This window comes from Streptomyces yatensis (assembly GCF_018069625.1).
In the GTDB taxonomy this organism is placed as follows: Bacteria; Actinomycetota; Actinomycetes; order Streptomycetales; family Streptomycetaceae; genus Streptomyces; species Streptomyces yatensis.
The window spans coordinates 7,299,038-7,324,828 of the sequence record NZ_CP072941.1; the positions used below are offsets into that span (position 1 = coordinate 7,299,038).

Here is a 25,791-nt window from a genome sequence, read left to right on the forward strand (position 1 = left end):
ATGGCGCGGCGCTTCGTCGTCGAGGCGGACGGCGGGTCCCGGGGCAACCCGGGGCCGGCCGGTTACGGCGCGGTCGTGCTCGACGCGGAGACCGGTGAACCGCTGGCCGAGGTGGCCGAGTACATCGGCACGGCGACCAACAACGTCGCCGAGTACAAGGGCCTGATCGCCGGATTGCGGGCGGCGTACGCCCTGGACCCGGAGGCCGAGGTCCGGGTGCGGATGGACTCCAAGCTGGTCATCGAGCAGATGTCGGGCCGCTGGAAGATCAAGCACCCCGATATGCGGCCGCTCGCCGCCGAGGCCAAGGCGATCATGCCGCCCGGCCGGGTGGCGTACGAGTGGATCCCGCGCGAGAAGAACAAGCACGCCGACCGGCTCGCCAACGAGGCGATGGACGCGGGCAAGCGGGGCGAGCAGTGGCAGCCGAAGGTGCCGCCCGGCGGCACACTGGCGGCGGGCGCGCCGGAGGCCGCCGCCCCCGCCGACGACGCCCTCGCCCAGCCGGCGGCCACCGGCGCCCCGGCGGTGGGCTGGGGCTCGGCGGACCTGGGCACCCCCGCCACGTTCGTCCTGCTCCGGCACGGGGAGACCCCGCTCACCCCCGAGAAGCGCTTCTCCGGCAGCGGCGGCACCGACCCCGGGCTCTCCGATGTGGGCCGCCACCAGGCCGAGCGGGTGGCGGCGGCGCTCGCCGCACGTGGCACCATCCAGGCCATCGTCACCTCACCGCTGCGCCGCTGCCGGGAGACCGCCGACGCGGTGGCCCGGCGCCTGGGCCTGGACGTCCGCGTCGAGGAGGGGCTGCGGGAGACGGACTTCGGCGCCTGGGAGGGCCTGACCTTCGCGGAGGTCAAGGAGCGCTACCCGGACGACCTGGAGGCATGGCTGGCCTCCAGCAAGGTGGCCCCGACCGGCGGCGGCGAGAGCTTCGCGGCGGTCACGCGCAGGGTCGCGCTCGCCCGCGACAAGCTGATCGCCCGTTACACGGGCCGTACGGTGCTGCTGGTCACCCATGTCACACCGATCAAAACCCTGGTCCGGCTGGCCCTGGGCGCGCCACCGGAGACCCTGTTCCGCATGGAGCTCTCGGCGGCGTCGCTGTCGGCGGTGGCGTACTACGCGGACGGGAACGCGTCGGTGAGGCTGCTGAACGAGACGGCGCATCTGCGGTAGGGGCGCCGACCGCAGCGGCTGTCACTCCCCGGGGCACCCCGGGGGGTACCTCGGGAGGTCACCCCGGGGGATGCCTCGGGAGGTCACCCCGGGGGATGCCTCGGGAGGTCAACCCGGGGGATGCCTCGGGAGGTCAACCCGGGGGATGCCTCAGAAGGTCCCCCCGAAGGTCACCCCCGCAGTGCCGCCGCCTCCCGGGCCAGGGACTCGACGCGCCCCCAGTCGCCCGCGTCCAGCGCGTCCGGGGGCAGCATCCAGGTGCCGCCCACGCAGCCGACGTTGGGGAGGGCCAGATACTGGGGGGCGGTCGCGGCGTTGACACCGCCGGTCGGGCAGAAGCGGGCCTGGGGGAGCGGTGAGGCGAGCGCCTTCAGATACGGCGTGCCCCCGGCCGCCTCCGCCGGGAAGAACTTCATCTCCTCGACCCCGCGCTCCAGCAGCGCCACGACCTCCGAAGTGGTCGAGACGCCCGGCAGATACGGCAGGCCGGACGCGTCCAGCGCGCCCAGCAGCCGGTCCGTCCAGCCGGGCGTGACCAGGAAGCGCGACCCGGCGGCGACGGCCGTCTCCACCTGCTCCGGGCTCAGGACGGTCCCGGCGCCGACGACCGCGTCCGGGACCTCCTCGGCGATCGCCCGGATCGCGTCCGCGGCGGCGGGCGTCCGGAAGGTCACCTCGATCACCGGCAGCCCGCCCGCCACCAGCGCACGGGCCAGCGGGACCGCCTGGGCCGCGTCATGGACGATGACCACGGGGATCACGGGGGCGAGATCGAGCAGCGAGGACGCCGGGGAACCGGGGGAGGGCGCGGTGCTAGTCACGGCGCCCATCCTGCCCATGGTGCGCGCACTGCGCAATGGTGGTTGCGCATGCCGCAACGCCCATGCGCCGTCGAGGTGGCTCCCGGGCGCCGCGGCTCGGAACGCCACCTGGCTCCCCAAGCCCTACAGCTCGGTCACCACCACGTCCAGCCCCCACGCCTGCCCCGCCCGCTCCGGTGCCGCGGCCTCCACCACGTACCCGAGCCCCCGCAGCGCCTCCACCAGCTCGCTCGGACCGCTCGGCGTGGACTCGGCGGTCAGCAGGTCCCGTACCATCCGGCCCTTCGTCGCCTTGTTGAAGTGGCTGACGACGGACCGTTTCTCGACCCCGTTCACGATCTTCGACTGGAGCACCCGCACCGTCGCCGTACGCTCGGCGAGCGCCCCCTTGGGCTTCCACGCCGCCGCGTACGCCGCCGACCTGAGGTCCAGCACCAGCCCGCGCCCGGCGGCCTGCGGAATCACCTCGGCCATCGGGGTCCGGTTCCGCCAGTACGTGCCCAGCGCGCCGAGCCCCGGCAGCTTCACCCCCATCGAGCAGCGGTAGGAGGGGATGCGGTCGCCGATCCGCACCGCGCCCCACAGCCCGGAGAACACCAGCAGCGACCGGCCCGCCCGGCGCCGGGCGGCGGTGGGCAGGGTGGCCAGGCCGAGCGCGTCGTACAGCACCCCGGTGTAGATCTCGCCCGCGGGCCGGGTCCCGGCCTCCCGCAGCGCCGCGTTCTTCGCGATCTCGCCGCGCAGCCCTTCGCTGAGCCCCAGCACCTCGGCGGCCTTCGCCTCGTCGCCCGAGCACAGCGACACCAGCTCGTCCAGGACCTCCGCCCGTGCCTCGCCCAGTTCGGGCAGCGACAGCGCTCCCAGGTCCAGCGGGGAGCGGGAGCCTCCCGTGGCCTTTCCCTCGGACGGCGGCAGCAGGACGAGCACGGCGGATCTCCTCGAAGGGTTCGTCGGCGGCAGGGCGCGGGGCGGGCCCGGGAAGCCACGCCCGCCCCGCCCGCAGCCTACGACCTCCCGCTAACGCAGCCAGACCGTCGTCTGCGCGGGCACCCGGCCCGCGGCGCCGGCCTCCCCATCGAGCGGACCGCTGGCCAGCACCACCTCCAGGCCCTCCGGCAGCGGCACCGGGCCCGCCGAGAGATTGCTCAGGCTGTGCCAGCCGGTGGAGCGCCGGAAGTGCAGCACCCCCGCGCTCAGCTCCTCCACCGAGCCGACCCACTCCACGCCCTCGTCGCCGCCGAGCGCACGGCGCAGCCGCAGCGCCTCCCGGTACAGCTCCAGCGTGGAGCCCGCCACCCCGTCCTGCGCCTCGACCGACAGCTCGCCGAAGTACTCCGGCTGCGGCAGCCAGGAACCCCGCTCGCCGAAGCCGAACGACGGGCCGGACCGCGCCCATGGCAGCGGCACCCGGCAGCCGTCACGGCCCTTGATCCGCCCCCCGCTGCGCTCCCAGGTCGGGTCCTGGAGCGCCTCCCGGGGCAGGTCGGCCACCTCCGGCAGGCCCAGCTCCTCGCCCTGGAAGAGATACGAGGACCCCGGCAGCGCGAGCATCAGCAGGGTGGCGGCCCGGGCCCGGCGCAGTCCCAGCTCCCGGTCGGCCTCCGGCTCCCGGCCGTCGGCGAGCAGCCACTCCTCCCGTCCCGCCCGGCTCAGTTCGTCGGGCAGGGCCAGCCGGGAGGCGTGCCGGATGACGTCGTGGTTGGAGAGCACCCAGGTGGCCGAGGCACCGGCCGCCCGGGCGTCGTGCAGCGCGCCGTCGATGGCGGTGTGCAGCGCGGGCGCGGACAGCGGGGTGTAGAGGAAGTCGAAGTTGAACGCCTGGCCCAGTTCGTCGGGGCTGGCGTAGGGCGTGCGGCGGGAGGTGCGGACCCATGCCTCGGCCACGGCGATCCGCGGCGGGTCGTACTCGTCCATCACCTTGCGCCACTCGCGGAAGATGCCGTGCACCTCATCGCGGTCCCACAGCGGATGGCTGCCGTCCTCGGGCAGTTCGTCCGGGTCGTAGCCCCGGCTGTCCCCGATGTCGCGCAGCGGTTCGGCCAGGTCCTTGGCGAGGCCGTGGGCCACGTCGACGCGGAAGCCCGCCACGCCGCGGTCGGACCAGAAGCGCAGCGTGGTGAGGAAGTCGGCGCGCACCTCCGGGTGGTCCCAGTTCAGGTCCGGCTGCTCGGGCGCGAACAGATGCAGGTACCACTGCCCGTCGGGGAGCCGGGTCCACGCCGGGCCGCCGAAGCAGGAGACCCAGTCGGTGGGCGGAAGCGAGCCGTCCGGGCCGCGCCCGTCGCGGAAGACGTACCGGGCACGGGCGGCGGAGCCGGGGGCCGAGCCCAGCGCCTCCTGGAACCACGCGTGGTCGCTGGAGGTGTGGTTGGGGACGATGTCGACCATGACCTTCAGGCCGAGCCGGTCCGCCTCGGCGACCATCCGGTCGAAGTCGTCGAGGGTGCCAAGGCGCGGGTCGACGGCGCGGTAGTCGGCCACGTCGTAGCCGCCGTCGGCGAGCGCGGAGGGATAGAACGGGCTCAGCCAGACGCAGTCCACGCCGAGCCCGGCGAGGTACGGCAGCCGGGCGGTGATACCGGGCAGGTCCCCTATGCCGTCCGCGTTGGAGTCGGCGAAGCTGCGGGGGTAGATCTGGTAGAAGACGGCCTGCCGCCACCAGTTGGGGTCCGAGGGCTGAAGGGTCACGAGGTCCTCGCGGTGATCGGTACGGGCGGGGGTGCGTACGGGCGGGGGTGCGTACGGGCGGGGGTGCGTACGGGCGGGGATGTGTACGGGTGCGATGCGTACGGGTGAGAGGCGTACGTTCACGGCCGGTGCGGCCGGTGCGCCGCGGGCGTCAGCTCATGGCGGCGTCACCCCCGGCGTGGCGTTTCGTGGCGGTTCCAGCGCGGTTCATGGCGACGTCAGCCCTTCACCGCGCCGGAGGTCATTCCGGAGATCACCGACCGCCGGAAGATCAGGACGAGGACGGCGATGGGCACGGTGGCCACCATCGCGCCGGCGAAGATCGTGCCGTAGGGGACCGTGTACTGGCTGGTGAACAGGGCCATGCCGACCGGCACCGTACGGAAGGCGTCCTCGCTGTTGAAGGTGAGGGCCATCAGGAACTCCGCCCAGGTGGCGGTGAAGGTGAACACCCCGGCCGTGAACAGCCCCGGCCGCGCCAGCGGAAGGATGACCGAGACCACCGTGCGCAGCGGACTCGCGCCGTCCACCGTGGCCGCCTCCTCCAGCGCCCGCTCCACCCTCAGCAGGTAGTTGCGCAGGATCCAGATGGAGAACGGCAGATTGAACGCGACGTAGGGGATGATCAGCCCCTGATAGCTGTTGAGCATCCCGGCCGAGCGCTCCAGCAGGTACAGCGGGGTGACCACGGCGATGCACGGAAAGACCGAGATCATCAGCAACGAGACCATGATCGGTCCGCGTCCGCGCATCGGCAGCCGGGCGAGCGCGTAGCCCGCGAAGAAGGCCAGCGCCAGCACCACGATCGTGGAGACCCCGGACACCAGCACGCTGTTGAAGAAGTACCGGCCGAGGCTGTTGCCGCCGAAGGCGTCCGCGTAGTTCGCGGTGGTGGGGTGGTGGGGGAGAACGGTGGGCGGGCTGGCGCTGATCTCACCGGCGCCTTTGAAGGAGGCCGTGGCCATCCAGTAGAGGGGCGCGGTGGTCATCGCCCAGGGCAGCAGCAGAACGGCCAGGATCCAGCCGCGTGCGGCCCCCAGCCGCTCCAGGACCAGGGCGGCGGCGGTGCCCAGCGCCAGTTCCAGGACGACGGTGACGAGGGTGAAGCCGAGGGTGAAGGCGAGCGATGCGAACCACGCGGAACTCTGCGCCAGCGCCGCGTAGTTGCCGGTGGTGAAACCGTCGATCCGGAACCCGCCGTAGCTGAGGTGCACCTCGGAGAAGCTGAGGACCACGGAGAAGAGGATGGGGAAGAGGGTGACGGCCGCGATCACGGTGAGGGCGGGGGAGGCGTAGAGCCAGCCGACGCGGGCGAGCCGCCGCTCGGTGGAGCCGTGGACGGGGGCGCGGACGGGGGCGCGGCGTGCGGTCGGGCGCGTGCGCTTGGCGGTACCGGCTGTCCGGCCGACCGTGGTGCTCGTGCTCGTGTGCCTGGGGGTACCGGCTGTCCGGCTCACCGTGCTGCTCATGCTCGTGTGACTGGTGCTACTCACAGCGCCTTGCCCTCCAGTGCCGCGGTGATGTCGGAGCGGGCCGCCCGCAGCGCGCCGCCGACCGGCTCCGAGCCGCCGACCGCCGAATTGACCCGGGTGTAGATCGCCTTGCTGACCTGCGGGTAGAACGGCGTCTGCACCGGACGGGCGACCAGCCGCAGCCGCCGGGTGGTGGTGACGGTCGGATCGCCGGTCCGCGCCGCCGCCGGGCTGTCGATCACACGGTCCATCGCGGGCAGCACCCCAGCCCGGCGCAGCAGCATCATCTGCACCTCCTCCTCGGCGCAGAAGCGGGCGAAGGCGACGGCGGCGCCGAGGTTCTCCGCGTTCGGGTTGATGAAGTTGCTTAGTAGAGGTAGGCGGCGTCCGTATAGAAGCGGAACGCGTACACCTTCCCCTTGAGGCTGGACGCCCGCATCAGCGCCCGCGGATAGGGGTCCCAGAAACCCTTCGGCACCAGCGATTCCACCGGCAGCGCGAGGTAGTTGGCGCCGAACTGGGCGGGCCAGGTGGTGTCGCCGAGATAGACGTCCGGGGTGGCGGAGCCCCCGCCGATCTGCGTGGTCAGCGCCACCCGACTGCCGTCGGTGGTGCTGGGCGCCTTCACGGTCTCGATGTGGATGTCGGGGTGCTTGCGGCGGAACGCCCGGATGATGCCGGGGCGCATATCGCCCCCGTCTCGGGCGGGTATCTTCCCCGCCCACCAGCGGACGGTCACCGGTCCCTTCGGTGGCCGTTTCGCCTTGACCAACAGATCGTCAAGGTTGTTGGTCCCGCACGCGGTGGTGAGACCGGCGGTCATGGCGAGACTGCCAGCGCTTGCAAGCAGCGTTCTGCGGCTCAGAACCATGCGCCCTCCTCCCGTTCCCGTCAGGGCTGCCTCTCTGACAGCGTTTGCAAGCTAGGTGGGGGCTGTGACGGGTGTCAACGGTCGTGTCAGCGGAAGTTCGAGGACGAGATGGTGGCGAGATGAATGACAGCGTTGCCAAACCTTGGCGAAGACCCTTGTCGAGGAGGGAGGCCCGCGTGCTACCGTCCCGCCATGTCCGCAGCTTCCGACGGCCCCGCCGGTCCGACCGCACCCGCGACCCGGGACAGCGCTGTCAACGGCGACGGAAACCCCGAAGACACCGGAACCACCGCGGACACCGGAGACACCGCGGACACCGCGGACACCGGAGACACCGCAGACACCGGGAGCCTCGGGACCGAGGCCACGATGGCCGACGTCGCCCAGCGCGCGGGCGTCTCCGTCTCCACGGTCTCCCGGACCCTGCGCGGACTGTCGAGCGTGTCCCCGCAGACCCGCGGCCGGGTCGAAAAGGCCGCCCGCGAGCTGTCGTTCGCCGTCTCGCGCAGCGCCTCCAGCCTGGTCACGGGCAAGACCCGGCGGATCGCCGTGCTCACCCCCCACCTGGACTCATGGTTCCTCGGCAGCGCCATCGCCGGGGTGAGCGGGGTGCTGCGCGAAGCCGAGCTCGACCTGCTCGTCTACAGCGTCACGGACCTGGCCCAACGCGGCGCGTTCTTCGACCGGTTGCCCGCCCGGCGCAACGCCGACGCGATGCTGGTCGCCTGCTTCGACCTGACCCCGGAAGAACGCGCCCGGCTGGACGCGCTGGGCATGCCCGTGGTCTTCGTCAGCCAGCACGCTCCCGGGCGGCCCAGCGTGTACATCGACGATGTGGACGGCGCCCAGCGCGGCATGCGCCACCTGCTCAACCTCGGCCACCGGCGCATCGCCTTCCTCCAGTCCAGCGACGACACCGGCTTCTACTGGAGCTCCAAGGAGCGGCTCACCGGCTACCGCAAGACGCTGGAGGAGGCCGGGCTGCCGTACGACGAGGAACTGGTGCTCTACCCCGTCGCCCGGCACCGCCGGGGCATCCGCGAGGCGGTCGGCCACCTGCTGAGCCTGCGCAACCCGCCCACCGCGGTCTTCGCGGAGTCCGACGAGGTGGCGATCGAGGTGATGGGGGTGCTGCGCTCCTCCGGTGTCGACATACCCGGCCGGATGTCCGTACTCGGCTTCGACGACCACCACCTCGCCGAATGGCTCGACCTCACGACCGTCGCCCAGCCGGTGGAGGAGATCGGACGCGCGGCCGCGGAGCTGGCCCGATCGATCATCGACGACCCGGAGGCCGACCCCACCCGCCACGTGGTCTTCCCCACCCGCGTCATCCCCCGGGGCAGCACGGCCCCACCGGCGCCCTCGGCCCACCCGGAGCCCCGCCCCGACCGGCCCGCGCGACCCTGACAGGCCGAATCGCAGAACTCCCGCCCCGGCTCGGGACCCCCTCACCGGCTCGACAGCTCGATGACCAGGCCGGTCCTTCGACCACCGGTCTGGCCCACGGGCCGACCGTCGGCGTCAGCGCCCTGCCCGCTCCGGGAGCGCCCCTCCCGCTCCGGGCCGAAGCGGGAGCCGCTGGGCCGGACGATCAGCTCCCTCGTTTCTTCGCAGGTCAACTCTTCGCAGGTCAGACAGGCCGGCAGCGGCCCGGGCGAAGGTGATCGGCTCAGCGGTCCCGGCAGGGGCCGGAGGCGCCGGGCCAGGGCCGGTGGCCGCGGGCTGGGGCCGGTGGCGCGGGCCGGTGCCGGCGGCCCTGGCCGGTGGCCGACTCAGCGTTCCCGGCCCCGCTCCTGCTCCTCCTCGACCGGGGGCTTCGGCACGTCCCGCAGATACTGAGACTGCCCCGGTCTGCCGCCCCGCCGGGCCTGCTCCCCGCGCTGCCCGGGGCTGTGCCCCAGATCCGAGTCCGGGGGCACTCGCACGGACCGTGCCACCTCCTCGCGGTTCTGGTACTCCTCCGGCGGAATACCGCGCAACGCCTTGACGACCCCCTCCGGGGCATCCGCGCGCCGCGCCGCGTCCAGCAGTTCGTCCTTGCCCGCGGGGAAATCGACATCCCGCACGGCGTCGAGCACCTTGTTCACATCCGTGTCGCTCATGGGCCCTCCTCGCAACCGCCGCGACCGTCCGCAGGACGGCCCCCGGGTGCCCGGGGGCCCATCGGGGAAACCGCCCAGAACGGAGCAAAGGGGGGCGGAACCATAAAGGTCAACGACGTCTCCTTCGCGTGGGAGACGGCGTGCTTCCTCTGAGCCGTCCGGCCGCCTCGCCAGGTATCATGGTCATTACGGCGGACGAGCCGGCCGGGCGGTCGCGTCGGGATCTTCGGATCCCGCCGAGGAACGTCCGGGCTCCACACGGCAAGGTGGTGGGTAACGCCCACCCGGGGTGACCCGCGGGACAGTGCCACAGAAAACAGACCGCCGAGGGCTTCGGCCCCCGGTAAGGGTGAAACGGTGGTGTAAGAGACCACCAGCGTCCGAGGTGACTCGGATGGCTCGGTAAACCCCACCTGGAGCAAGGTCAAGAGGAGCCGCCACCCGGCGGCTCTGCGCGGACGATCGAGGGCTGCCCGCCCGAGTCCGCGGGTAGACCGCACGAGACCGGCGGCAACGCCGGTCCTAGATGGATGGCCGCCTCCCCGGGGTCCGCAAGGCCCCCGGGAGACAGAACCCGGCGTACAGGCCGACTCGTCCGCCACCACCCACCTGACCTGGGCCCACGCCCCTGCCGGGGCGCCCCGACCGTATGGGGGCGGGCCGTATGGCCCGGATGCCGGACTCAGAGAAAGTTCCGTGCGAACCACCTACCGTGCGACGGACATGCACGGGGTCAGGGCTTGTACTCGGAGTGTGGGGTGGCGATGGACCAGAGGAGTTCGCGTAGCCGGAAGCACTCCGCCACGATGTCCGGGTCGTCTATGACCTCGGACCCCAGTACGCGGCCCTCGGAGTCGAAGTGACCGACAGCTAGAAGCCGATCGTCGTACAGCCACCAGTCGTTCCCCTGTACGGGGAAGGTGAGACCCTCAGCCAATTGGTGCCGGGGCAACCAGCGGATATCCTCGCCGGCCTCGATATTGAGGTGGGTCAACGAGTGCTCCCAGCCCACATATCGAGAGTGGGGCTCACTGATGACGCGGACCCGTCGGACCGTCTTCCCCTCGCCCGTGACGCGCTTCATGAGGGTCATCCAGGGGGCGAGCCACGCAAGGTCATCCGGCTCGCCTCTCCGCCATCGGGCGTAGGGCGTGTCCTCGATGGGAGATCCGTAGTCGTCCCTCAGCTCCAGATGAAAAGCGTCGCGTTCAAAGCTGTCGAACAGCTTGTCACGTTGGGCGGAGGTGATCAGCTCCACTGCCTTCCTCCAACAGGGCCGCTATCGAGGACTTGGGGACCTCGATGCCCGTTCCTCAGCCGGGTATGCGCATCTGGCTCAGGGCTTCAGAGATGTGCATTTCCGGGTCCTGCGGGATGCAGGTGCCCTGCTCGGCGAGAGTCTGCTCCCCGCGCCCGCGGGGATGGTTCCTCGGGATGGCAAGGCAGGGCGGTGACGTGAGGTGCTTCACGGAAGTGGGTGACGTAGCGAGGGGCGGGGCTGGGTACGCGCCCGCGTGATCACCGCTTGAGATACCGATCCGATCGGTACACATAGGGCGAAAGCACCGTTGGAGAGGAGGCGACATGTCGTCGAAGCGACGTCGCAAGAAGAAGGCCCGTCGTAAGAACGGAGCCAACCACGGCAGCCGGCCCCAGTCCTGATCACCCTGGTCTGAGGCACTCCGCCGAGTGACACCGACGGGGCTCCCCGAGCGCGTGGCGCCACCGCGCCCGGGCACGGGGAGCCCCGTCGTCCGTGTGGCCGCGGCGGCACTGCGCTACCGGCTCCCGCACAGCGCCGTGCGGACGGCGGCCTTCATGTCGGCGTCCTGTGCGTCCGAGCCGCCCGGGTCGACGTTCGCCATGACCGTCGCCTGCTGGCCCTCGACCGTGGCGCCGCCCATCGTCTCGTACCCGAGCGCATCGCCGGTGTGTCCCCAGGAGAGGCCGCCGCAGGGCAGGGGCCTGCTCTCCAGGCCGAGGCCGTACGCCCGGCCGTCCGGGTTGCCGGTCGGGCGGGTGTTCATCATCTGCCGCAGCTGGGCCGGGCGCAGCAGCCTGCCGCCCACGAGGGCGGCCAGGAACCGGTTGAGGTCGGTGCCGCTGGAGATCATGCTGCCGCTCGGGCCCGCGACCGTGGGGTTCATCGCGGTGACGTCCAGGAGCGGGGCGTCCTCGCCCGGCCGCGCATACCCGCGCGGATGCGGGCCGGGGATCGACGGGGCGTCGCCGGGTACGTACGTCTCGCGCAGGCCGAGCGGCGCGATGATGCGCCGGTGGATCTCCTCGCCGTAGGTGTGGCCGGTCACCTTCTCGATGAGCATCCCGGCGAGCAGATAGCCCGTGTTGGAGTAATGCCAGCCGGTGCCGGGCTCGAAGGTCGGGGGATGGGCGAGCGCGATGTTCACGAGGTCGCGGATGTCGTGGTGGGCGAGCGGGTCCTCGAGGATCTCCCGCGGGGTGAGGTAGGCGAGGTAGTCGGGCACACCGCTGCTGTGCTGGAGCAACTGGCGGACGGTGATCCGCCGCCCGTCGTTCCCGTGTCCGCGGACGACACCGGGCAGATAGCGCTCCACCGGCGCGTCGAGGACGACGCGACGCTCGCCCACCAGCTGGAGCACGACCGTCGCCACGAACGGCTTCGTCATGCTGCCGATCCGGAACCTGCTGTCACGGCGCACCGGCGCATGGCTCTTCACATCCGCGACGCCGCTGGTCAGCACCCAGCCGGCGCCGCGCCGGTTCCGCACCTCCACGAGCGCTCCGGGCGCGCCGTCGACCGTGGTCAGCCGCCGCAGGAGTGCGCGCAGCCGGGTGTGGTCGGCGGCGTTGGTGGACGTGGCGTTGGTGGACGTGGCAGTGGTGGACCCCGTCACGGTGGATTCGGCGGCGGTGGATTCGGCCACCCCGGACTCGGCCGCGGTCGATTCGGTCACCCCGGATTCGGCCGCCGTGGCCGTGGCGGCGGTGTTCCGCCACGGCGTATCGGCCGGTGTCACCGCCGCGACACCCATCGCCACCGCCAGCGTGAGCAGTCCACCCCGCGCCCGCCTGTGCTTGATCACGTTCATCCGTCGTCCCCCTCCGAGCCCCACCCGCGACCGAATGGCCACGCTAAAGGCCCGCCGGGCCCGGGAACGATCCGGTCAGCCACCCGGATCGCCCTGGGGACAGCCTCACCCCAGGCGGGTCAGACCAGTCCGACCAGCAGTCTGACCAGTCAGACCAGTTCGAGCAGCGCGTCGGTGAATTCCTCCGTGGTGGCCGTACCGCCCAGGTCCGGGGTGCGGACGGGGGTCTTCGCCAGGACGGTCGCGATGGCGTCGGTGATGCCGGTGGCCGCCTCGGCGTGGCCGAGGTGGTCGAGCATCATGGCGGCGGACCAGATCGCGCCGAGCGGATTGGCGATACCGCGTCCGGCGATATCGGGGGCGGAGCCGTGGACGGGTTCGAACATGGACGGGAAGTCGCGTTCGGGGTTGAGGTTGGCCGCGGGGGCGATGCCGATGCTGCCGGCGACCGCGGCGGCCAGGTCGCTGAGGATGTCGCCGAAGAGGTTGGAGGCCACGACGACATCGAAGCGCCGCGGGTCGAGGACGAACTTGGCGGCCAGGGCGTCGATGTGCTCCTGGCCCCAGGCCACCTCCGGGTGCGCGGCGGCGCGTTCGGCCACGAGCTCGTCCCAGAACGGCATGGTGTGGATGATGCCGTTGGACTTGGTGGCCGAGGTGAGATTGCCGCCGCGCCGCTCGGCGAGCGAGAAGGCGTAGTCCAGCACGCGAGTGACGCCTTTACGGGTGAACACCGCCTCCTGGACGGCCATTTCCTCCGGGAGCCCCCGCCCGAGGCGGCCGCCGATCTCGCCGTACTCGCCCTCGACGTTCTCCCGGACCACGACGAGGTCCACATCGCCGGGCCCCGCCTCGCGCAGCGGGCTCGGCACGCCCTCGAAGACGCGGATGGGGCGCAGATTGACGTACTGCTGGAAGCCCCGGCGGATGGGGATCAGCAGGCCCCACAGCGAGACATGGTCGGGGACGCCGGGGTAGCCGACCGCGCCGAGCAGGATCGCGTCATGGCCGCGCAGCCGCTCCAGACCGTCGTCGGGCATCATCGCGCCCTGGTCGACATAGCGCTCGCAGGACCAGTCGAACGTCTCGTAGCTGAAGCCGAGGCCGTGCCGGGCGGCCACGGCGTCCAGGACGCGGCGGGCGGCCGGGATGACCTCGTTGCCGATGCCGTCGCCGGGGATCAGAGCGATGCGGTGGGTGGTCGTACGGCGGTTCGTCATGGAGGGGATTGCAGCAGGGGAGCGCCCACCGCGTCCAAGACGCAGATTCCATGTGGCTTATAGGCGCGCCTTATGGGCGGGTCTTATGGGCGGGTCTTATGGGCGGGTCTTACGGGCGCGTCTTATGGGAGGGCTGCCCGACTCAGGTGGCTGCCGTGGCGCTGCTGACGAACGCCTCCGCCGCCGGGGTCAGCGGGGCCCGCCGGCTGACCAGGGCGATATGCAGGCTGGTGCTCGGTTCGAGCTCCAGGACCAGCGCCCCCGCCCGCTCGGCGAGGCCGCGCCAGGCGTCCGCGACCACGGCCAGGCCGACGCCCCGCAGGACCAGCGGCAGGATCGCCACCCGGTGCTCGGTCTCGACCACGACGGTCAGCGCGACGCCCTCGGCCCGGAGGTCGTCGACGAAACGGCGCATCCCGGTGCCCTTCTGGCCCACGATCAGCCGATGTCCCGCCAACTGCTCATGGCGCACCGGCACTCCGGGGCGGAACGGCCCGTCCGGGGGTGTCAGCAGGACGAAGCGCTGGTCGAGCAGGGGGTACGTACGCACATCGCCCTGCGGCTCGGCCTCGGGGGAGGCCAGCAGCCCCAGCTCGCACACGCCGGTGCGCACCATCTCCGTCACATCGCGCGGGGTGAACGCGGCCTGCACCCGCACGGACACCGCGGGATGGGCCCGGGTGAAGCGGTCGATCAGCCCCGTCAGCGGCTCGACGGCCTGTGAGGGCGGGGCCGCGATGTCCACCCTGCCCCCGCGCAGCCCGTGCACCGACTCCACACTGGCCCGCGCGAGCTGCAGGCTGCGTACCGCTTCCCGCGCCGGGGCGATCAGCGCCGTGCCCGCGTCCGTGAGGACCGCCCGGCGGCCGATGCGGTGGAAGAGGTCGCTGCCCAGGTCGCGCTCCAGGGCGCGGATGGCCTGGGAGAGGGAGGGCTGGGACAGATACAGCGCGGCGGCCGCCCGGTTGAATCCGCCGTGGTCCACCACGGCCAGGAAGTACTCCAGCTGCCGCACATCCACCGCGCCGCCTCCCCGCGCTCATAGGTCCGTCGCCCAGGTCCGTCGCCACCCTCACCCGTCCATAGGTGTCGCCTATAAGGATTGTCGTCAACGGGTCTTGGACGCGCACCGCGGCGGCTGCTGGGATCGGTTCATGAGCGATCAGCTGCTGGGCGACTTCGACCGCCGCACCCTTGACGTCGAGGGTGTGGGAATCAACGTACGCACGGCCGGGGACGGGCCGCCCGTCCTGCTCCTGCACGGCTATCCGCAGACCCATATGATCTGGCACCACATCGCCCCGGCGCTCGCGGCCACCCACCGCGTCGTCCTCACCGATCTGCGCGGCTACGGCGACAGCCACAAGCCCGTGTCCGACGCCGAGCACACCACGTATTCCAAGCGGGCCATGGCGCGCGACCAGCTGCTGGTGATGCGGGAGCTGGGTTTCGACCGCTTCGCGGTCGTCGGCCACGACCGGGGCGCCCGGGTCGGCCACCGGCTGGCCCTCGACCATCCGGCGGCGGTCTCCGCGCTCGCGGTGCTCGACATCGTGCCCACGCGGTACGTCTTCCAGCACGCCGACGCGGACTTCGGGCTCGGGTACTACCACTGGTTCTTCCTGGCGGCGGAGAACGGCATCCCGGAACACCTCATCGGCCAGGACCCCGCGTTCTGGATCCGTGCCCGGATGGGGGCCCGCCACGGTGGCGGAACCCCGTTCGACGAGGCGGCCCAGGCCGAGTACATCCGCTGCTTCTCGGACCCCGCGGCCATCCACGCCAGCTGCGAGGACTACCGCGCCGCCGCTTCCGTCGACCTGGTCCACGACGACGCGGACGCCGCCGCGGGCCGCCGGGTCACCGCACCGCTGCTGGCCCTGTGGGGCGCGCACGGTTTCGTCGGCCGCCACTACGACGTACCGGAGGTCTGGCGCGGCTACGCGGACGATGTGCGCGGGCAGGCGCTGCCGTGCGACCACTACCTGCCCGAGGAGGCGCCGGACGAGACGCTGCGCGAGCTGCGGACGTTCCTCGCGGACCACGGCGGCGCCTGACCCGGCGGCGCGCACGGGTGTCACGGTGCCGTCCGGACGTCCACGTCCTGCTTCCGTGTGGCCGTCTCCTCGGCCGGTTCCGCGGCCCCGCGCGTCTCCCGCGCCAGGGCCACCGTGACCACGGTGAGCGCGCTCATCAGGGCGATGAAGACGACCACGCCCGTGACGCTGTGGTCGAACCAGAGCAGCAGGGCGGACGCGAGCATCGGGGCGAGGCCGCCGGTGAGCACGGTGCCGATGTTGTTGGCGATGCCGACCGCGCTGAACCGGACCGTGGTGTCGAAGAGTTCGGCGAAGAAGGCGGGCTGGGAGCCGAGGACGGCGGACTGGCCGATGCCCAGGGTGATGAAGAGCGCGAGCCAGATGCCCCAGGTGTGGCCGCCGTCGATCACCGTGAAGAACGGCCAGGCGGCGGCCAGCAGCACCAGGGCTCCGCCGATCGAGACCGGGCGGCGGCCGATGCGGTCGGAGAGCGCGCCGAAGGCCGGCACCGTCACCAGCTTCACGGCCGCGACCAGCGAGATGCCGCTGAGGAGTGCGCTGGTCGACAGGCCGCGGTCCTCGGCGTAGGTGACCGAGAAGGTGCCGAAGACGTAGTAGCCCGCGTTCTCGGCGGCGCCCGCGCCGATCACGATGAGCATCTCCTTGGGGTAGCGGCGCCAGGCGGCCACGCAGCGGCTCTCGGCGATCCGCTGCCGCAGCGGGCGCGGTGCCTTCGCGGTGGCGGGACCCGCCTGCTGGACCTGCCGCACCTGCTGGAACTCGGCGGTCTCCGGCAGCGAGCGGCGCACCCAGAGGCCGAAGAAGGTCAGCCCCGCGCTGAGCAGGAAGGGAATCCGCCAGCCCCAGTCGAGGAAGGCGTCCTCGGACAGCAGCCCGGTGGTGAGCGCGAAGGCGCCGGTGGACAGGAGGGTGCCGGTGCCGGTGCCGATCGCGGGCAGTGAGGTGAGCAGACCGCGCCACTTGGGCGGTGCGTTCTCGAAGAGGATGATCAGCGCCCCGGTCTTCTCGCCGCCCGCGGCGAAGCCCTGGACGAAGCGCAGCAGGGTCAGGAGCACCGGCGCGGCGACGCCGATCTGCGCATGGGTCGGCAGCAGTCCGATGGCCGTGGTGGCGAGCCCCATCATCAGCAGAGTGGCCACCAGGACGCCCTTACGGCCCTGGGTGTCGCCCCGCTCCCCGAAGTAGGCGCCGCCCAGGGGCCGGGCGAGGAAGCCGATGGCGAAGGTGCCGTAGGCGAGGACCGTGCCGACCAGCGGATCGCTGCCCGGGAAGTAGACCTTGTTGAAGACCAGGGCGGCCGCGGTGCCGTAGAGGGCGAAGTCGTACCACTCCACCGTGGTGCCGAAGACGGCGGCGAGGGCGACCTTGGGCTGGAAGACCGGCCTTCTGGTGGCGGAACTGCCGGTATGCGTCATGGGGGACTCCCTTGTCACCGTGGATCGAGTGGATCGAGTGGATCGCGTACCACTGCGTGGTTCGCTTGTGCCGCTTGGTGGTTCGGTGATGTTATGGAGGCGCCCACCCCGTGGCAAGGGGTCACACCCTGATTCGCACTGGAGGTCAGCCGTTGAGCACGCCCGCCCCCGCCGCCCCACCGCCCCTGCTCGACGGCATCCGGGTCCTGGACCTGACCAATGTCCTCGCCGGGCCCTTCGCCGGATACCAGCTGGCCCTGCACGGCGCCGACGTCCTCAAGGTCGAGCTGCCGGGGGCCGGGGACCTGGCGCGCCAACTGGGCGCCGACCGGCGGCTGAGCGAGGAGCTGCTGGGCGCGTCGTTCCTCGCCCAGAACGCCGGAAAGCGTTCGCTGACCCTGAACCTCAAGGAGGAGAAGGGGCGCGAGGCCCTGCTGCGCGCGGTGCGGGAGTCCGACGTCCTCCTCGAGAACTTCCGCCCCGGGGTGATGGACCGCCTGGGCGTCGGCCGGGAGGTCCTCATGCGGGAGAATCCTCGGCTGGTCTACTGCGCCGTCTCCGGCTTCGGCCAGACCGGACCACTGCGCGCCCGGCCCGCGTACGACCAGATCGTGCAGGGCCTCTCCGGCATGATGAGCGTGACCGGCACCCCCGAGGTCAGCCCGCTGCGGGCCGGTTTCCCGGTCGCCGACACCCTGGGCGGGATGGCCGCCGCCTTCGCCGTGGCGGCGGCGCTGGTGCGCCGGGAGCGCACCGGGAGCGGCGCGTATCTGGACGTCTCCATGCTGGAGGCCGCGCTCACCGCGATGGGCTGGGTGACCTCCAACTATCTGATCACCGGCCGCCCGCCGCGGCCCATGGGCAACGAGAACTTCACCGCCGCGCCGTCGGGGACGTTCCGCACCGCGGACGGATGTCTCAACATCGCGGCCAATCGCCAGCAGCAGTTCGCCACCCTGTGCCGGCTCATCGGCCGTGCGGAGCTGCTGGTGGACGAGCGGTTCGCGCATCCCGCGGACCGCAAGGCCCACCGCGAGGAGCTGCGCGCCGAGATCGAGAAGGGGCTGGTCGAGCGGACCGCCGGGGAGTGGGAGGAGATCCTCGCCGACGCCGGGGTGCCGGCCGCGCGGGTGCTGTCCGTACCCGACGCGCTGGGCCTGGAGCAGCTCGCGGAGCGGGACTTCGTCCGCACCCTGCCCTTCCCGGACGGGCGCGAGCGCGAGCTGCGCGTTCTGGGCAGCCCGTTCCGGGTCGACGGCGAACCGGTGGCCGCCACCGCCCCGCCACCACTGCTGGGCCAGCACACCGAACAGGTCCTGGCCGAACTCGGCTACCGACCCGAGGAGATCGACGCGATGAAGGAGCGTGGTGCGATATGACCCGCCGGTCCGGAGACGAGGACGTGACGACTTCTCAGGACGTCACGCCTCCGCAGCACCTCATGGATCCGCGCGAGGTCACCGACTGGTGGTCCACCGGCGTCAGCCGGATCCGGCCGGGCGAGATCCTGCTGCGCGGCTACCCGGTCGAGCAGCTGATCGGCCGGCTGTCCTTCGCCGAGACCATCTGGCTGATGCTGCGCGGTGAGTTGCCCACCCGCACCCAGGGCCGGTTGCTGGAGGCCGCGCTCGTCGCCGCCGTCGACCACGGGCCGCAGGCCCCGTCGATCGCCGCCGCCCGCATGGCGGCCACCTGCGGCCTGGGCCTGAACAACGCGGTGGCCACCGGGGTGAACCTCCTGGGGGACGTCCACGGCGGGGCCGGTCAGCAGTGCATGCGGGTGCTGACCGAGCTGGAGCGGGCCGTGGCCGAGGGGGCGGACGTCGACGACGCCGCGAAGGACCTGGTGGCGGAGTACCGCGCCACGGGCTCCCATGTCCCTGGATTCGGCCACCGGTTCCACCCGTACGACCCGCGCCGCAGCCCCCTGCTCGACCTGGTGGGCGCGGCGGTGGCGGACGGCGAGGCGCCGGGCTGGGCGCTGCGCGCCGGGACGGCCCTGGAGCGGGCGCTGGCGGAGGGCCGCAGCCGCCCCGTGCCGATGAACATCGACGGCGCCACCGCCATCGTCTACAGCGAACTCGGCTTTCCGCCCGAGCTCGGACGCGGGCTGTTCGTGCTCTCCCGCAGCGTGGGCATCCTCTCCCACGCCTGGGAGGAGAAGTCCGGTGGAGCCAGGATCAAGGGCCCCATTCCCCGGCGGCTGTTGCCCTCCTACGAGGGCCCGGCGCCCCGGGACCTCATCCGGCCGGAGGGCGGGGAGGGGGAGAAGAGCGAGAAGAGCGGGGAGAGCGAGAAGGGCGAGGAAAGCACGAACAGCCCGGACGGCGCGGAGGGCGCGTGAGCGTCAGCCGCTCTCGCCGAGGAACCGCAGCTCCGACAGCCGCCTCGCGGCCTCGGCCAGCGCGGGGCGGAACGACTCGACGCGCTCCTCGGTGAAGCGGCTGGTGGGGCCGCCGAGGCCCACCGCGGCGACGACCTGCCCGGCCGCGTCGGTGACGGGGGCGGCCACGGCGGACACCCCGTCCTCGCGCTCACCGTGGCTGACCGCCCAGCCCCGCTGCGCGGCCAGGCGCGCCCGTTCGGCGAGGACGGAGGCGAAGTCGGGGTCGCGCCCGGCCGCCGAGGCCACTCGGCTCAGGGTCCGGGGCGAGCCGCCGATGAGCAGGACATGCCCGGAGGCACCGGCCCACAGCGGCATCTCCTCGCCGATGCGCACCACATGGCGCAGCTGCTGGGTGCCCTCGTGCTGGGCCACGCACACCCGGGAGGCCCCCTGGCGGATGTAGATCCGCGAGGACTCGCCGCCGGACCGTACCGACAGGACGCGCAGGCACTCCACCGCCTCCGGGGGCAGCCGCCAGGCGTCCTGGGCGAGCGCCGCCCAGCGCAGCAGCCCCGCACCGGGGGTGAGCCGGCCGTCCCCCCGGCTCCAGAGCAGCCCGCGCTGCTCAAGGGTGGCCACCAGGCGGACCACGGTGGACTTGGCCAGTCCGGTGGCGTCGGTCAACTCCCGTACGCTGCGGGAGCGGTGGGACTCGTCGAACAGGGCGAGCAGATCCAGTGCGCGCAGTACACTCCGTACTCCCTCGCCGCCCTCTCCGGCTGCCGTCCCCATCGCCCGTCCTCCTCGCCGCACCGCGCGTAGACCGTCTAACGGTGCGACAGTACCACCAGGTAGTACCACCAGGTGGTTCGCGCTAGCCCGGGATGACGGTGACCAGATCGGCGGGCATCCGGGCCCGCAGATCGTGCCATTCGCCCTCGCTGATATGGCGTTGCAGGGTCTCCAGGACGGTGTGGACGAGCTGCTCGGTGTCGCCCTGGATCGAGTACGGGAAGTCGTGCCGGATCCGCCGGTAGAACTCCTCGCTGTGCATCTTCACGGGCGTCTCCGCCGGTCTCCACCCCTCGTAGTAGATGCCGCGCACCAGCATCGGGAGCTGTGCGCCGAACTGCACGGCCTCGTCCACCGTCAGCCGGTCCCGCAGCTGGTGCAGGACCGCGCGCAGGGCGGCGTAGGACTGTTTGCGGCGCTCCTTGGGCCAGCCGTACGCGTCCTCGATGTCCTTGAGGAGCCGGTTGGTCTTGTCGACCGTCGTGTCGAAGGAGGCAAAGCCTGTGGCAACCATGGTGTTCGTCCTCCGGTCATCAGGTGGAGCGGCTGCGCGGCTGTCGCGGCTGCGCAGGGGAAGCGGATACGTGCGGATCAGCGCCCGGATCAACGCCCGGCGCGGCGGACCGGCCGGACGGGGCTGGAGAGGTTGGAGGGGCTGAAGGGTCGGCGCTCGGATGGGCAGGGGCGGCGGCGGTGCGGGCGAGGCGGTCATGGACGTGGTGGATGGCCATCGCCCCCTCACCGGCCGCCGAGGCGACCCGCTTGACCGAGCCGCTGCGCACATCACCGGCGGCGAAGACCCCCGGCAGCGTGGTCTCCAGGCCCAGACAGCCGCGGCCGGGGCCCTCCCGGACGCTGTGCCCCGCCCGGGCCTCGGCCTCGTCGCCGGTGAGCACGAAACCCTGGTCGTCCAGGGCCAGGACGTCGGTGAGCCAGTCGGTGCACGGCTTGGTCCCGATGAAGACGAACAGGGCGCAGGCGTCCAGGGTGCGGCGCTCCCCGGTGCGGCGGTGCTCCACCACGATCGTCCGCAGGGCGTCCTCGCCGCGCACCTCGCGGAGCTCGCTGTCCAGCAGCACGCTCACCCGCGGATGGCGCTCGATCTGGTCGACCAGATAGCGGGACATGTTGGCGCCCAGATACGAGCCCCTGATCAGCAGATACACCCGGGGCACCCATGCGGCGAGGAAGAGCGAGGCCTGGCCCGCCGAATTGCCGCCGCCGACCACGGCGACGGGGGCCGCGCCGCACTGCCGCGCCTCGTAGACGGTGGCCGCGTAGTAGACGCTCGTCCGCTCCAGCCGGTCCATTCCGGGGACGTCGAGGCGGCGGTAATGGGCGCCGGTGGCCAGGACGACGGTACGGCACAGCGTTTCGCTGCCGTCGGCGAAGGTGACGCGGTAGTGGTCGTGGCCCGGTTCTAGGGAGGTCGCCTCCGCCGGGATCCGTACCTGCGTACCGAATTTGCGCGCCTGGAGCATGCCCCGCTCGGCCAGTTCCGAGCCGGGGATCCCGGCCGGGAAGCCGAAGTAGTTCTCGATCAGGGACGTGGTGCCCGCCTGGCCGCCGGGGGCCACCGTGTCCACGACCGTGGTGGTCAGCCCGTCGGAGGAGCCGTAGACGGCGGCGGCGATCCCGGCCGGGCCGGAGCCGACGACCAGCAGGTCGCAGTGGCTGTGCGGGGCCATCGGTGGGGAGAGGCCGATGAGCTGGGCCAGTTCGGCGTTGTCGGGGTTGCGCAGCACATGGTGCTCGCGCCAGATGATGATCGGGGTGTCCTCCGGGCTGACCGCGACGCGGCGCAGCAGCGCCTCGGCCTCCCGGTCCGTCTCCAGGTCGATCCAGCGGTGCGGCAGCCGGTTGCGGGCCGCGAACTCGCGCAGCCGCCGGGTGTCGGGCGAGTAGCGCGAGCCGAGGATGCGGAAGCCGACGCCGCCCCCGACCAGCTGGGCGCGGCGGCCCAGATAGGCGCGCAGGACGAGGTTGCCCAGGCAGGGGTCACGGGCCAGCAGCGCCTTCAGCCGGTCCACCGGGAGGGCCAGCACCTCTCCGGCCTCCTGGGCGTGGGCGGTGTAGAAGGCCACCTGCCCCTGGAGCAGGCTCAGTTCGCCGAGGAAGCGCCCCGGGCCGTGCACCCTCAGGAGCTGCTCGTCCGGGGTGCCGCGGTGCGCGGTGATCGCGACCGAGCCGCTGAGGACGACGAAGAAGTCCGGGGGCGGGCCGCCGTCGTGGATGAGCACCTCACCGGGCACCACGGAGCGGCGGGTGCCGTGCCGGGAGAGGTGGGCGATCTGCTCGTCCGTCAGCCGCGGATACGCGCCGTGGATATCCGGGGTCTCGTCCGGTACGGCTTGTTCCGGTGCGGCGTCCGGTACGGCTCGCTCCCGCACGTCGTCCGGTACGGCTTGCTCCGGTGCGGCGTCCCGGGACCGGTCCTCGTCCGTCATCACATCAGGCCATGGCCTCGTGGGCGTAGCACCACCGCCACGTCTCGCCCGGTTCCATGGGCTCGACGATGGGGTGTTGGTCGGCGTACGCGTGCGCACGGGCGTGCTTGAGCGGCGAGGAGTCGCAGCACCCGACGTGTCCGCAGGTCAGACAGAGCCGCAGATGGACCCAGGGGGACCCCAGGCGCAGGCACTCCTCACAGCCCTCGGGGCTGCGCGGGGCGACCGGCCGCACCATCGACAGGTGTGGATCGGGCTCGATGGCCATGGCGTTCGTCCTTTCTGGCGGGGGCCCGGGTCGGCATTGTTCTCACGCGGCCTTTCCGAGTTCCGCGGTTTCTGGTTGTCGTTCGTGGGTGACGACGAGTTCGCCGTGTTGGGCGTCGATCTTGATGGTGGTGCCTTCGTCGATGTCACCGCGGAGCAGGGCGCGGCCGATGAGGGTTTCGACTTCGTGGGAGATGAAGCGGCGCAGTGGGCGGGCGCCGTAGACGGGGTCGTAGCCTTCGTGGGCGATGACCTGGCGGCCGGCGGGGGTGAGTTCGATGGCGATGAGGCGTTCGGCCAGGCGTTTGCGCAGGTCGTCGAGTTGGAGTTCCACGATGCGTTCGATCTGGGCCTCGCCGAGGGCTTGAAGAGGACGATGTCATCGACCCGGTTGAGGAATTCGGGGCGGAAGTGGCCGCGCAGCTCGCTCATCACCAGGCCCCGGGCGTCGGGCTTGAGTTCGCCGTCGGTGGTGACGCCGTCCAGCAGGTGCATCGAGCCGATGTTGGAGGTCATGATGATCACGGTGTTGCGGAAGTCCACCAGCCGTCCCTGGGCGTCGGTGATCCGGCCGTCGTCCAGGACCTGCAGCAGGGTGTTGAACACATCGGTGTGCGCTTTTTCGATCTCGTCGAAGAGGACGACCGAGTACGGTTTGCGCCGCACCGCCTCGGTGAGCTGGCCGCCCTCCTCGTAGCCGACGTATCCGGGCGGGGCGCCGACCAGCCGGCTGACGGTATGCCGTTCCTGGTACTCGCTCATGTCCAGGCGGATCATGTTCTCCTCGGTGTCGAAGAGGGCCGCGGCCAGTGCCTTGGCCAGCTCGGTCTTCCCGACGCCGGTGGGGCCGAGGAAGATGAACGAGCCGATCGGACGGCGCGGGTCCCGGATGCCCGAGCGGGCCCGGATGATGGCGTCGGAGACCAGCTTGACCGCCTCGTCCTGGCCGATGACCCGCTCCTGGAGGATCTCGTCCAGGCGCAGCAGCTTCTCCCGTTCGCCTTCCTGCAGGCGGGAGACGGGGATGCCGGTCCAGGCGGAGACGATGTCGGCGATCTCCTCCTCGGTGACCACTTCGCGCAGCAGCCGGTGCGTGCCCTGTTTGGCGGCCAGTTGTTCTTCCTCGGCGGCCAGTTTGCGCTGGAGTTCCTGGAGTCGGCCGTAGCGCAGTTCGGCGGCCCGGTTCAGGTCATAGGCGCGTTCGGCCTCCTCGGCCTCGCGGCGTACTTCCTCCAGCTCCCGTCGCAGGTCCTGCACCCGGCGGATGGACTGCCGCTCGGCCTCCCACTGGGCGTGTTTGGCATCCGCCTCGGCGCGCAGATCGGCCAGCTCCCGGCGCAGTTCCTCCAGCCGCTGCGCACTGGCCGGATCACTCTCCTTGGACAGCGCGGCCTCCTCGATCTCCAGCCGGGTGACCCGCCGGGTGATCTCATCCAGCTCCGCGGGCATGGAGTCGATCTCGGTGCGCAGCCGGGCGCATGCCTCATCGACCAGGTCGATGGCCTTGTCGGGCAGGAACCGGTCGCTGATGTAGCGGTGGCTGAGGGTGGCGGCGGAGACCAGCGCGGTGTCCTGGATCTTCACCCCGTGGAAAACCTCCAGGCGCTCACGCAGGCCCCGCAGGATGGAGATGGTGTCCTCCACACTCGGCTCATCCACCAGCACCATCTGGAAACGGCGCTCCAGCGCGGCGTCCTTCTCGATGTGCCGGCGGTACTCATCCAACGTGGTCGCGCCGATCATGTGCAGCTCACCGCGGGCCAGCATCGGCTTGAGCATGTTCCCGGCATCCATGGCACCCTCCGCCGCCCCGGCGCCGACCACGGTGTGCAGCTCGTCCACGAACAGCAGGATCCGCCCCTGAGCGGACTTGACCTCGGTCAGCACCGCCTTGAGCCGCTCCTCGAACTCCCCGCGGTACTTCGCCCCCGCCACCAGCGAACCCATGTCCAAAGCGAAGATGGTCTTATCGCGCAGCCCCTCGGGCACATCACCGCGCACGATCCGCTGCGCCAGACCTTCCACGATCGCCGTCTTGCCGACACCGGGGTCGCCGATGAGGACGGGGTTGTTCTTCGACTTGCGGCTGAGGATCTGCGTCACCCGGCGGATCTCCGCGTCCCGGCCGATCACCGGGTCCAGCTTGCCGGAACGGGCCTCCAGGACCAGATCCCGGCCGTATTTCTCCAGCGCCTCATACGCCACCTCCGGATTGGCGGAGGTGACCCGCTGACTGCCACGCACCTGGGTCAGGGCGTTGAGGAATGCCTCGGGGGTGATGCCGTGCTCCCCCAGCACCCGACCGGCCGCGGTGGCCGGCCCCTCCCGCGCCAGGGCGAGCACCAGGTGCTCCACCGACACGTATTCGTCCTTCAGCCGCCTGGCCTCCTGTTCGGCAGTGTCCAGCAGACGGGACAGCCGCTGGGTGACGAAGACCTGCCCCGGCGTGGCCCCGGGGCCGGTGACCTTGGGTTTGCGGGCCACCTCCGCCTCCAGCATGGTGCGCACCGCCTCCGGATCCGCGCCCAACTGGGAGACCAGCCGGGGCACCAGCCCCTCGGGCTGGTCGAGGAGGGCCAGCAGCAGATGCTCACCGTCGACCTCGCTATGGCCATACCCCTGGGCCCGGGACTGGGCATCCTGGAGAGCTTCCTGGGACTTCTGGGTGAGGCGGTTCATGTCCATGACGGTTCTTCACTCCTCACGCCACTCCTCGCGCCACCGCGGCGCAGTGCGGCTTCCAGCAGATCGATACGATCCAGCAGATCCATCACCAGACCGATAGCGGCATAGTTCAGACACAGCCCCGAATGCAGCCGCTCCACACGGCCCAGCGCCGCCGGAGCGCCCGGGGCGAACACCAACCGCCCCCCGGCGTCGCGCTCGGCGTCGACCAGGCCGAGGACCACGAAGCGCCGGATCAACTCGGGATGCAGCCCAGTACGGCTGGCCACCGTCTCCAGGGACAACCTGGGCGCGGGCACCAACTCGTAATGGACGGACGTCACCGGGGCATAGCGGGTGGCCGTAACCGTGCCGGAGGTGTGGGTGCTCATCGCT

Annotated in this window: 23 protein-coding genes, 1 other RNA gene and 1 pseudogene; 7 read left to right on the forward strand and 18 right to left on the reverse strand. The window is 71.7% G+C overall.

Features of this window, described 5'->3' with window-relative positions; genetic code table 11:
• Entirely contained in the window at positions 1-1,176 is a 1,176-nt protein-coding gene (locus J8403_RS30380; protein WP_211125958.1) for a bifunctional RNase H/acid phosphatase, read from the forward strand.
• A 170-nt stretch (positions 1,177-1,346) separates the two neighbouring features.
• On the opposite strand, the gene eda is transcribed toward J8403_RS30380, so the two are convergent.
• The 6 genes from eda to J8403_RS43900 all read right to left on the reverse strand — a co-directional run bounded on the left by eda (position 1,347) and on the right by J8403_RS43900 (position 6,980).
• A complete protein-coding gene (eda, locus tag J8403_RS30385; RefSeq protein ID WP_211125959.1) occupies positions 1,347-2,006 on the reverse strand; it encodes a bifunctional 4-hydroxy-2-oxoglutarate aldolase/2-dehydro-3-deoxy-phosphogluconate aldolase in 660 nt (219 codons plus the stop codon).
• 114 nt (positions 2,007-2,120) lie between these two features.
• Positions 2,121-2,924 carry a peroxide stress protein YaaA gene (gene yaaA / locus J8403_RS30390; RefSeq protein WP_211125960.1) on the reverse strand — a complete coding sequence of 268 codons (804 nt, stop codon included), beginning with the start codon at positions 2,922-2,924 and terminating at the stop codon, positions 2,121-2,123.
• 90 nt (positions 2,925-3,014) lie between these two features.
• Complete coding sequence (locus J8403_RS30395) at positions 3,015-4,685, reverse strand: glycoside hydrolase family 13 protein (RefSeq protein WP_211128507.1); 1,671 nt, start codon at positions 4,683-4,685, stop codon at positions 3,015-3,017.
• 218 nt (positions 4,686-4,903) lie between these two features.
• Positions 4,904-6,154, reverse strand: a complete 1,251-nt coding sequence (locus tag J8403_RS43890) for a carbohydrate ABC transporter permease (RefSeq protein ID WP_246586063.1) — start codon at positions 6,152-6,154, stop codon at positions 4,904-4,906.
• Positions 6,155-6,174: 20 nt separating this feature from the next.
• On the reverse strand, positions 6,175-6,444 hold the full coding sequence (locus J8403_RS43895) for a type 2 periplasmic-binding domain-containing protein (RefSeq protein WP_246586064.1): 270 nt from the start codon (positions 6,442-6,444) through the stop codon (positions 6,175-6,177).
• Positions 6,445-6,524: 80 nt separating this feature from the next.
• The gene (locus J8403_RS43900; RefSeq protein ID WP_246586065.1) at positions 6,525-6,980 is read right to left on the reverse strand and encodes an extracellular solute-binding protein; all 456 of its coding nucleotides are present in this window, start codon (positions 6,978-6,980) and stop codon (positions 6,525-6,527) included.
• Positions 6,981-7,220: 240 nt separating this feature from the next.
• Here J8403_RS43900 and J8403_RS30410 point away from each other — a divergent pair, with 240 nt between their 5' ends.
• The gene (locus J8403_RS30410; protein ID WP_343245314.1) at positions 7,221-8,438 is read left to right on the forward strand and encodes a LacI family DNA-binding transcriptional regulator; all 1,218 of its coding nucleotides are present in this window, start codon (positions 7,221-7,223) and stop codon (positions 8,436-8,438) included.
• 365 nt (positions 8,439-8,803) lie between these two features.
• Here J8403_RS30410 and J8403_RS30415 read toward each other — a convergent pair whose 3' ends face one another.
• Positions 8,804-9,133: a DUF2795 domain-containing protein gene (locus J8403_RS30415; RefSeq protein ID WP_037947063.1), complete on the reverse strand. Its 330-nt coding sequence runs from the start codon at positions 9,131-9,133 to the stop codon at positions 8,804-8,806.
• 196 nt (positions 9,134-9,329) lie between these two features.
• On the opposite strand from J8403_RS30415, the gene rnpB reads away from it, so the two are divergent.
• Positions 9,330-9,731, forward strand: an RNA gene (rnpB, locus tag J8403_RS30420) — RNase P RNA component class A.
• Between the two features lie 135 nt (positions 9,732-9,866).
• Here the strand turns inward: rnpB and J8403_RS30425 are convergent.
• A complete protein-coding gene (locus J8403_RS30425; protein WP_211125961.1) occupies positions 9,867-10,391 on the reverse strand; it encodes a DUF6879 family protein in 525 nt (174 codons plus the stop codon).
• 326 nt (positions 10,392-10,717) lie between these two features.
• Here J8403_RS30425 and J8403_RS44810 point away from each other — a divergent pair, with 326 nt between their 5' ends.
• A complete protein-coding gene (locus J8403_RS44810) occupies positions 10,718-10,795 on the forward strand; it encodes a 50S ribosomal protein bL37 (RefSeq protein WP_370443954.1) in 78 nt (25 codons plus the stop codon).
• A 116-nt stretch (positions 10,796-10,911) separates the two neighbouring features.
• On the opposite strand, the gene J8403_RS30430 is transcribed toward J8403_RS44810, so the two are convergent.
• From J8403_RS30430 to J8403_RS30440, 3 genes are all read right to left on the reverse strand, one after another.
• Positions 10,912-12,204: a serine hydrolase domain-containing protein gene (locus J8403_RS30430; protein WP_246586066.1), complete on the reverse strand. Its 1,293-nt coding sequence runs from the start codon at positions 12,202-12,204 to the stop codon at positions 10,912-10,914.
• A 149-nt stretch (positions 12,205-12,353) separates the two neighbouring features.
• Positions 12,354-13,424 (reverse strand): tartrate dehydrogenase, encoded by a 1,071-nt coding sequence (locus tag J8403_RS30435; RefSeq protein ID WP_211125962.1) that lies wholly within the window; start codon positions 13,422-13,424, stop codon positions 12,354-12,356.
• A 142-nt stretch (positions 13,425-13,566) separates the two neighbouring features.
• Positions 13,567-14,445: a LysR family transcriptional regulator gene (locus J8403_RS30440; RefSeq protein WP_211125963.1), complete on the reverse strand. Its 879-nt coding sequence runs from the start codon at positions 14,443-14,445 to the stop codon at positions 13,567-13,569.
• A gap of 133 nt (positions 14,446-14,578) precedes the next feature.
• On the opposite strand from J8403_RS30440, the gene J8403_RS30445 reads away from it, so the two are divergent.
• Positions 14,579-15,481: an alpha/beta fold hydrolase gene (locus tag J8403_RS30445; RefSeq protein ID WP_211125964.1), complete on the forward strand. Its 903-nt coding sequence runs from the start codon at positions 14,579-14,581 to the stop codon at positions 15,479-15,481.
• A gap of 20 nt (positions 15,482-15,501) precedes the next feature.
• Here the strand turns inward: J8403_RS30445 and J8403_RS30450 are convergent, their stop codons facing one another.
• Positions 15,502-16,899 (reverse strand): MFS transporter, encoded by a 1,398-nt coding sequence (locus J8403_RS30450; protein ID WP_211125965.1) that lies wholly within the window; start codon positions 16,897-16,899, stop codon positions 15,502-15,504.
• Positions 16,900-17,051: 152 nt separating this feature from the next.
• Here J8403_RS30450 and J8403_RS30455 point away from each other — a divergent pair, with 152 nt between their 5' ends.
• On the forward strand, positions 17,052-18,278 hold the full coding sequence (locus tag J8403_RS30455) for a CaiB/BaiF CoA transferase family protein (protein WP_246586067.1): 1,227 nt from the start codon (positions 17,052-17,054) through the stop codon (positions 18,276-18,278).
• Positions 18,275-19,243 (forward strand): citryl-CoA lyase, encoded by a 969-nt coding sequence (locus tag J8403_RS30460; RefSeq protein ID WP_246586068.1) that lies wholly within the window; start codon positions 18,275-18,277, stop codon positions 19,241-19,243. The genes J8403_RS30455 and J8403_RS30460 overlap by 4 nt, the downstream gene beginning before the upstream one ends.
• 3 nt (positions 19,244-19,246) lie before the next feature.
• Here the strand turns inward: J8403_RS30460 and J8403_RS30465 are convergent, their stop codons facing one another.
• From J8403_RS30465 to J8403_RS30490, 6 genes and pseudogenes are all read right to left on the reverse strand, one after another.
• Complete coding sequence (locus tag J8403_RS30465) at positions 19,247-20,017, reverse strand: IclR family transcriptional regulator (RefSeq protein WP_211125967.1); 771 nt, start codon at positions 20,015-20,017, stop codon at positions 19,247-19,249.
• An 82-nt stretch (positions 20,018-20,099) separates the two neighbouring features.
• Positions 20,100-20,531, reverse strand: coding sequence for a DUF2267 domain-containing protein (locus tag J8403_RS30470; RefSeq protein ID WP_211125968.1), 432 nt, complete (start codon positions 20,529-20,531; stop codon positions 20,100-20,102).
• A gap of 19 nt (positions 20,532-20,550) precedes the next feature.
• Positions 20,551-22,464 (reverse strand): FAD-dependent oxidoreductase, encoded by a 1,914-nt coding sequence (locus J8403_RS30475; RefSeq protein ID WP_246586069.1) that lies wholly within the window; start codon positions 22,462-22,464, stop codon positions 20,551-20,553.
• A gap of 4 nt (positions 22,465-22,468) precedes the next feature.
• The gene (locus J8403_RS30480; protein WP_211125969.1) at positions 22,469-22,732 is read right to left on the reverse strand and encodes a UBP-type zinc finger domain-containing protein; all 264 of its coding nucleotides are present in this window, start codon (positions 22,730-22,732) and stop codon (positions 22,469-22,471) included.
• A gap of 42 nt (positions 22,733-22,774) precedes the next feature.
• Positions 22,775-25,416, reverse strand: a pseudogene (gene clpB, locus J8403_RS30485) (ATP-dependent chaperone ClpB).
• A complete protein-coding gene (locus tag J8403_RS30490) occupies positions 25,407-25,787 on the reverse strand; it encodes a chaperone modulator CbpM (protein WP_211122438.1) in 381 nt (126 codons plus the stop codon). Before J8403_RS30490 ends, clpB begins: the two are co-directional and overlap by 10 nt.
• Positions 25,788-25,791: the final 4 nt, after the last annotated feature.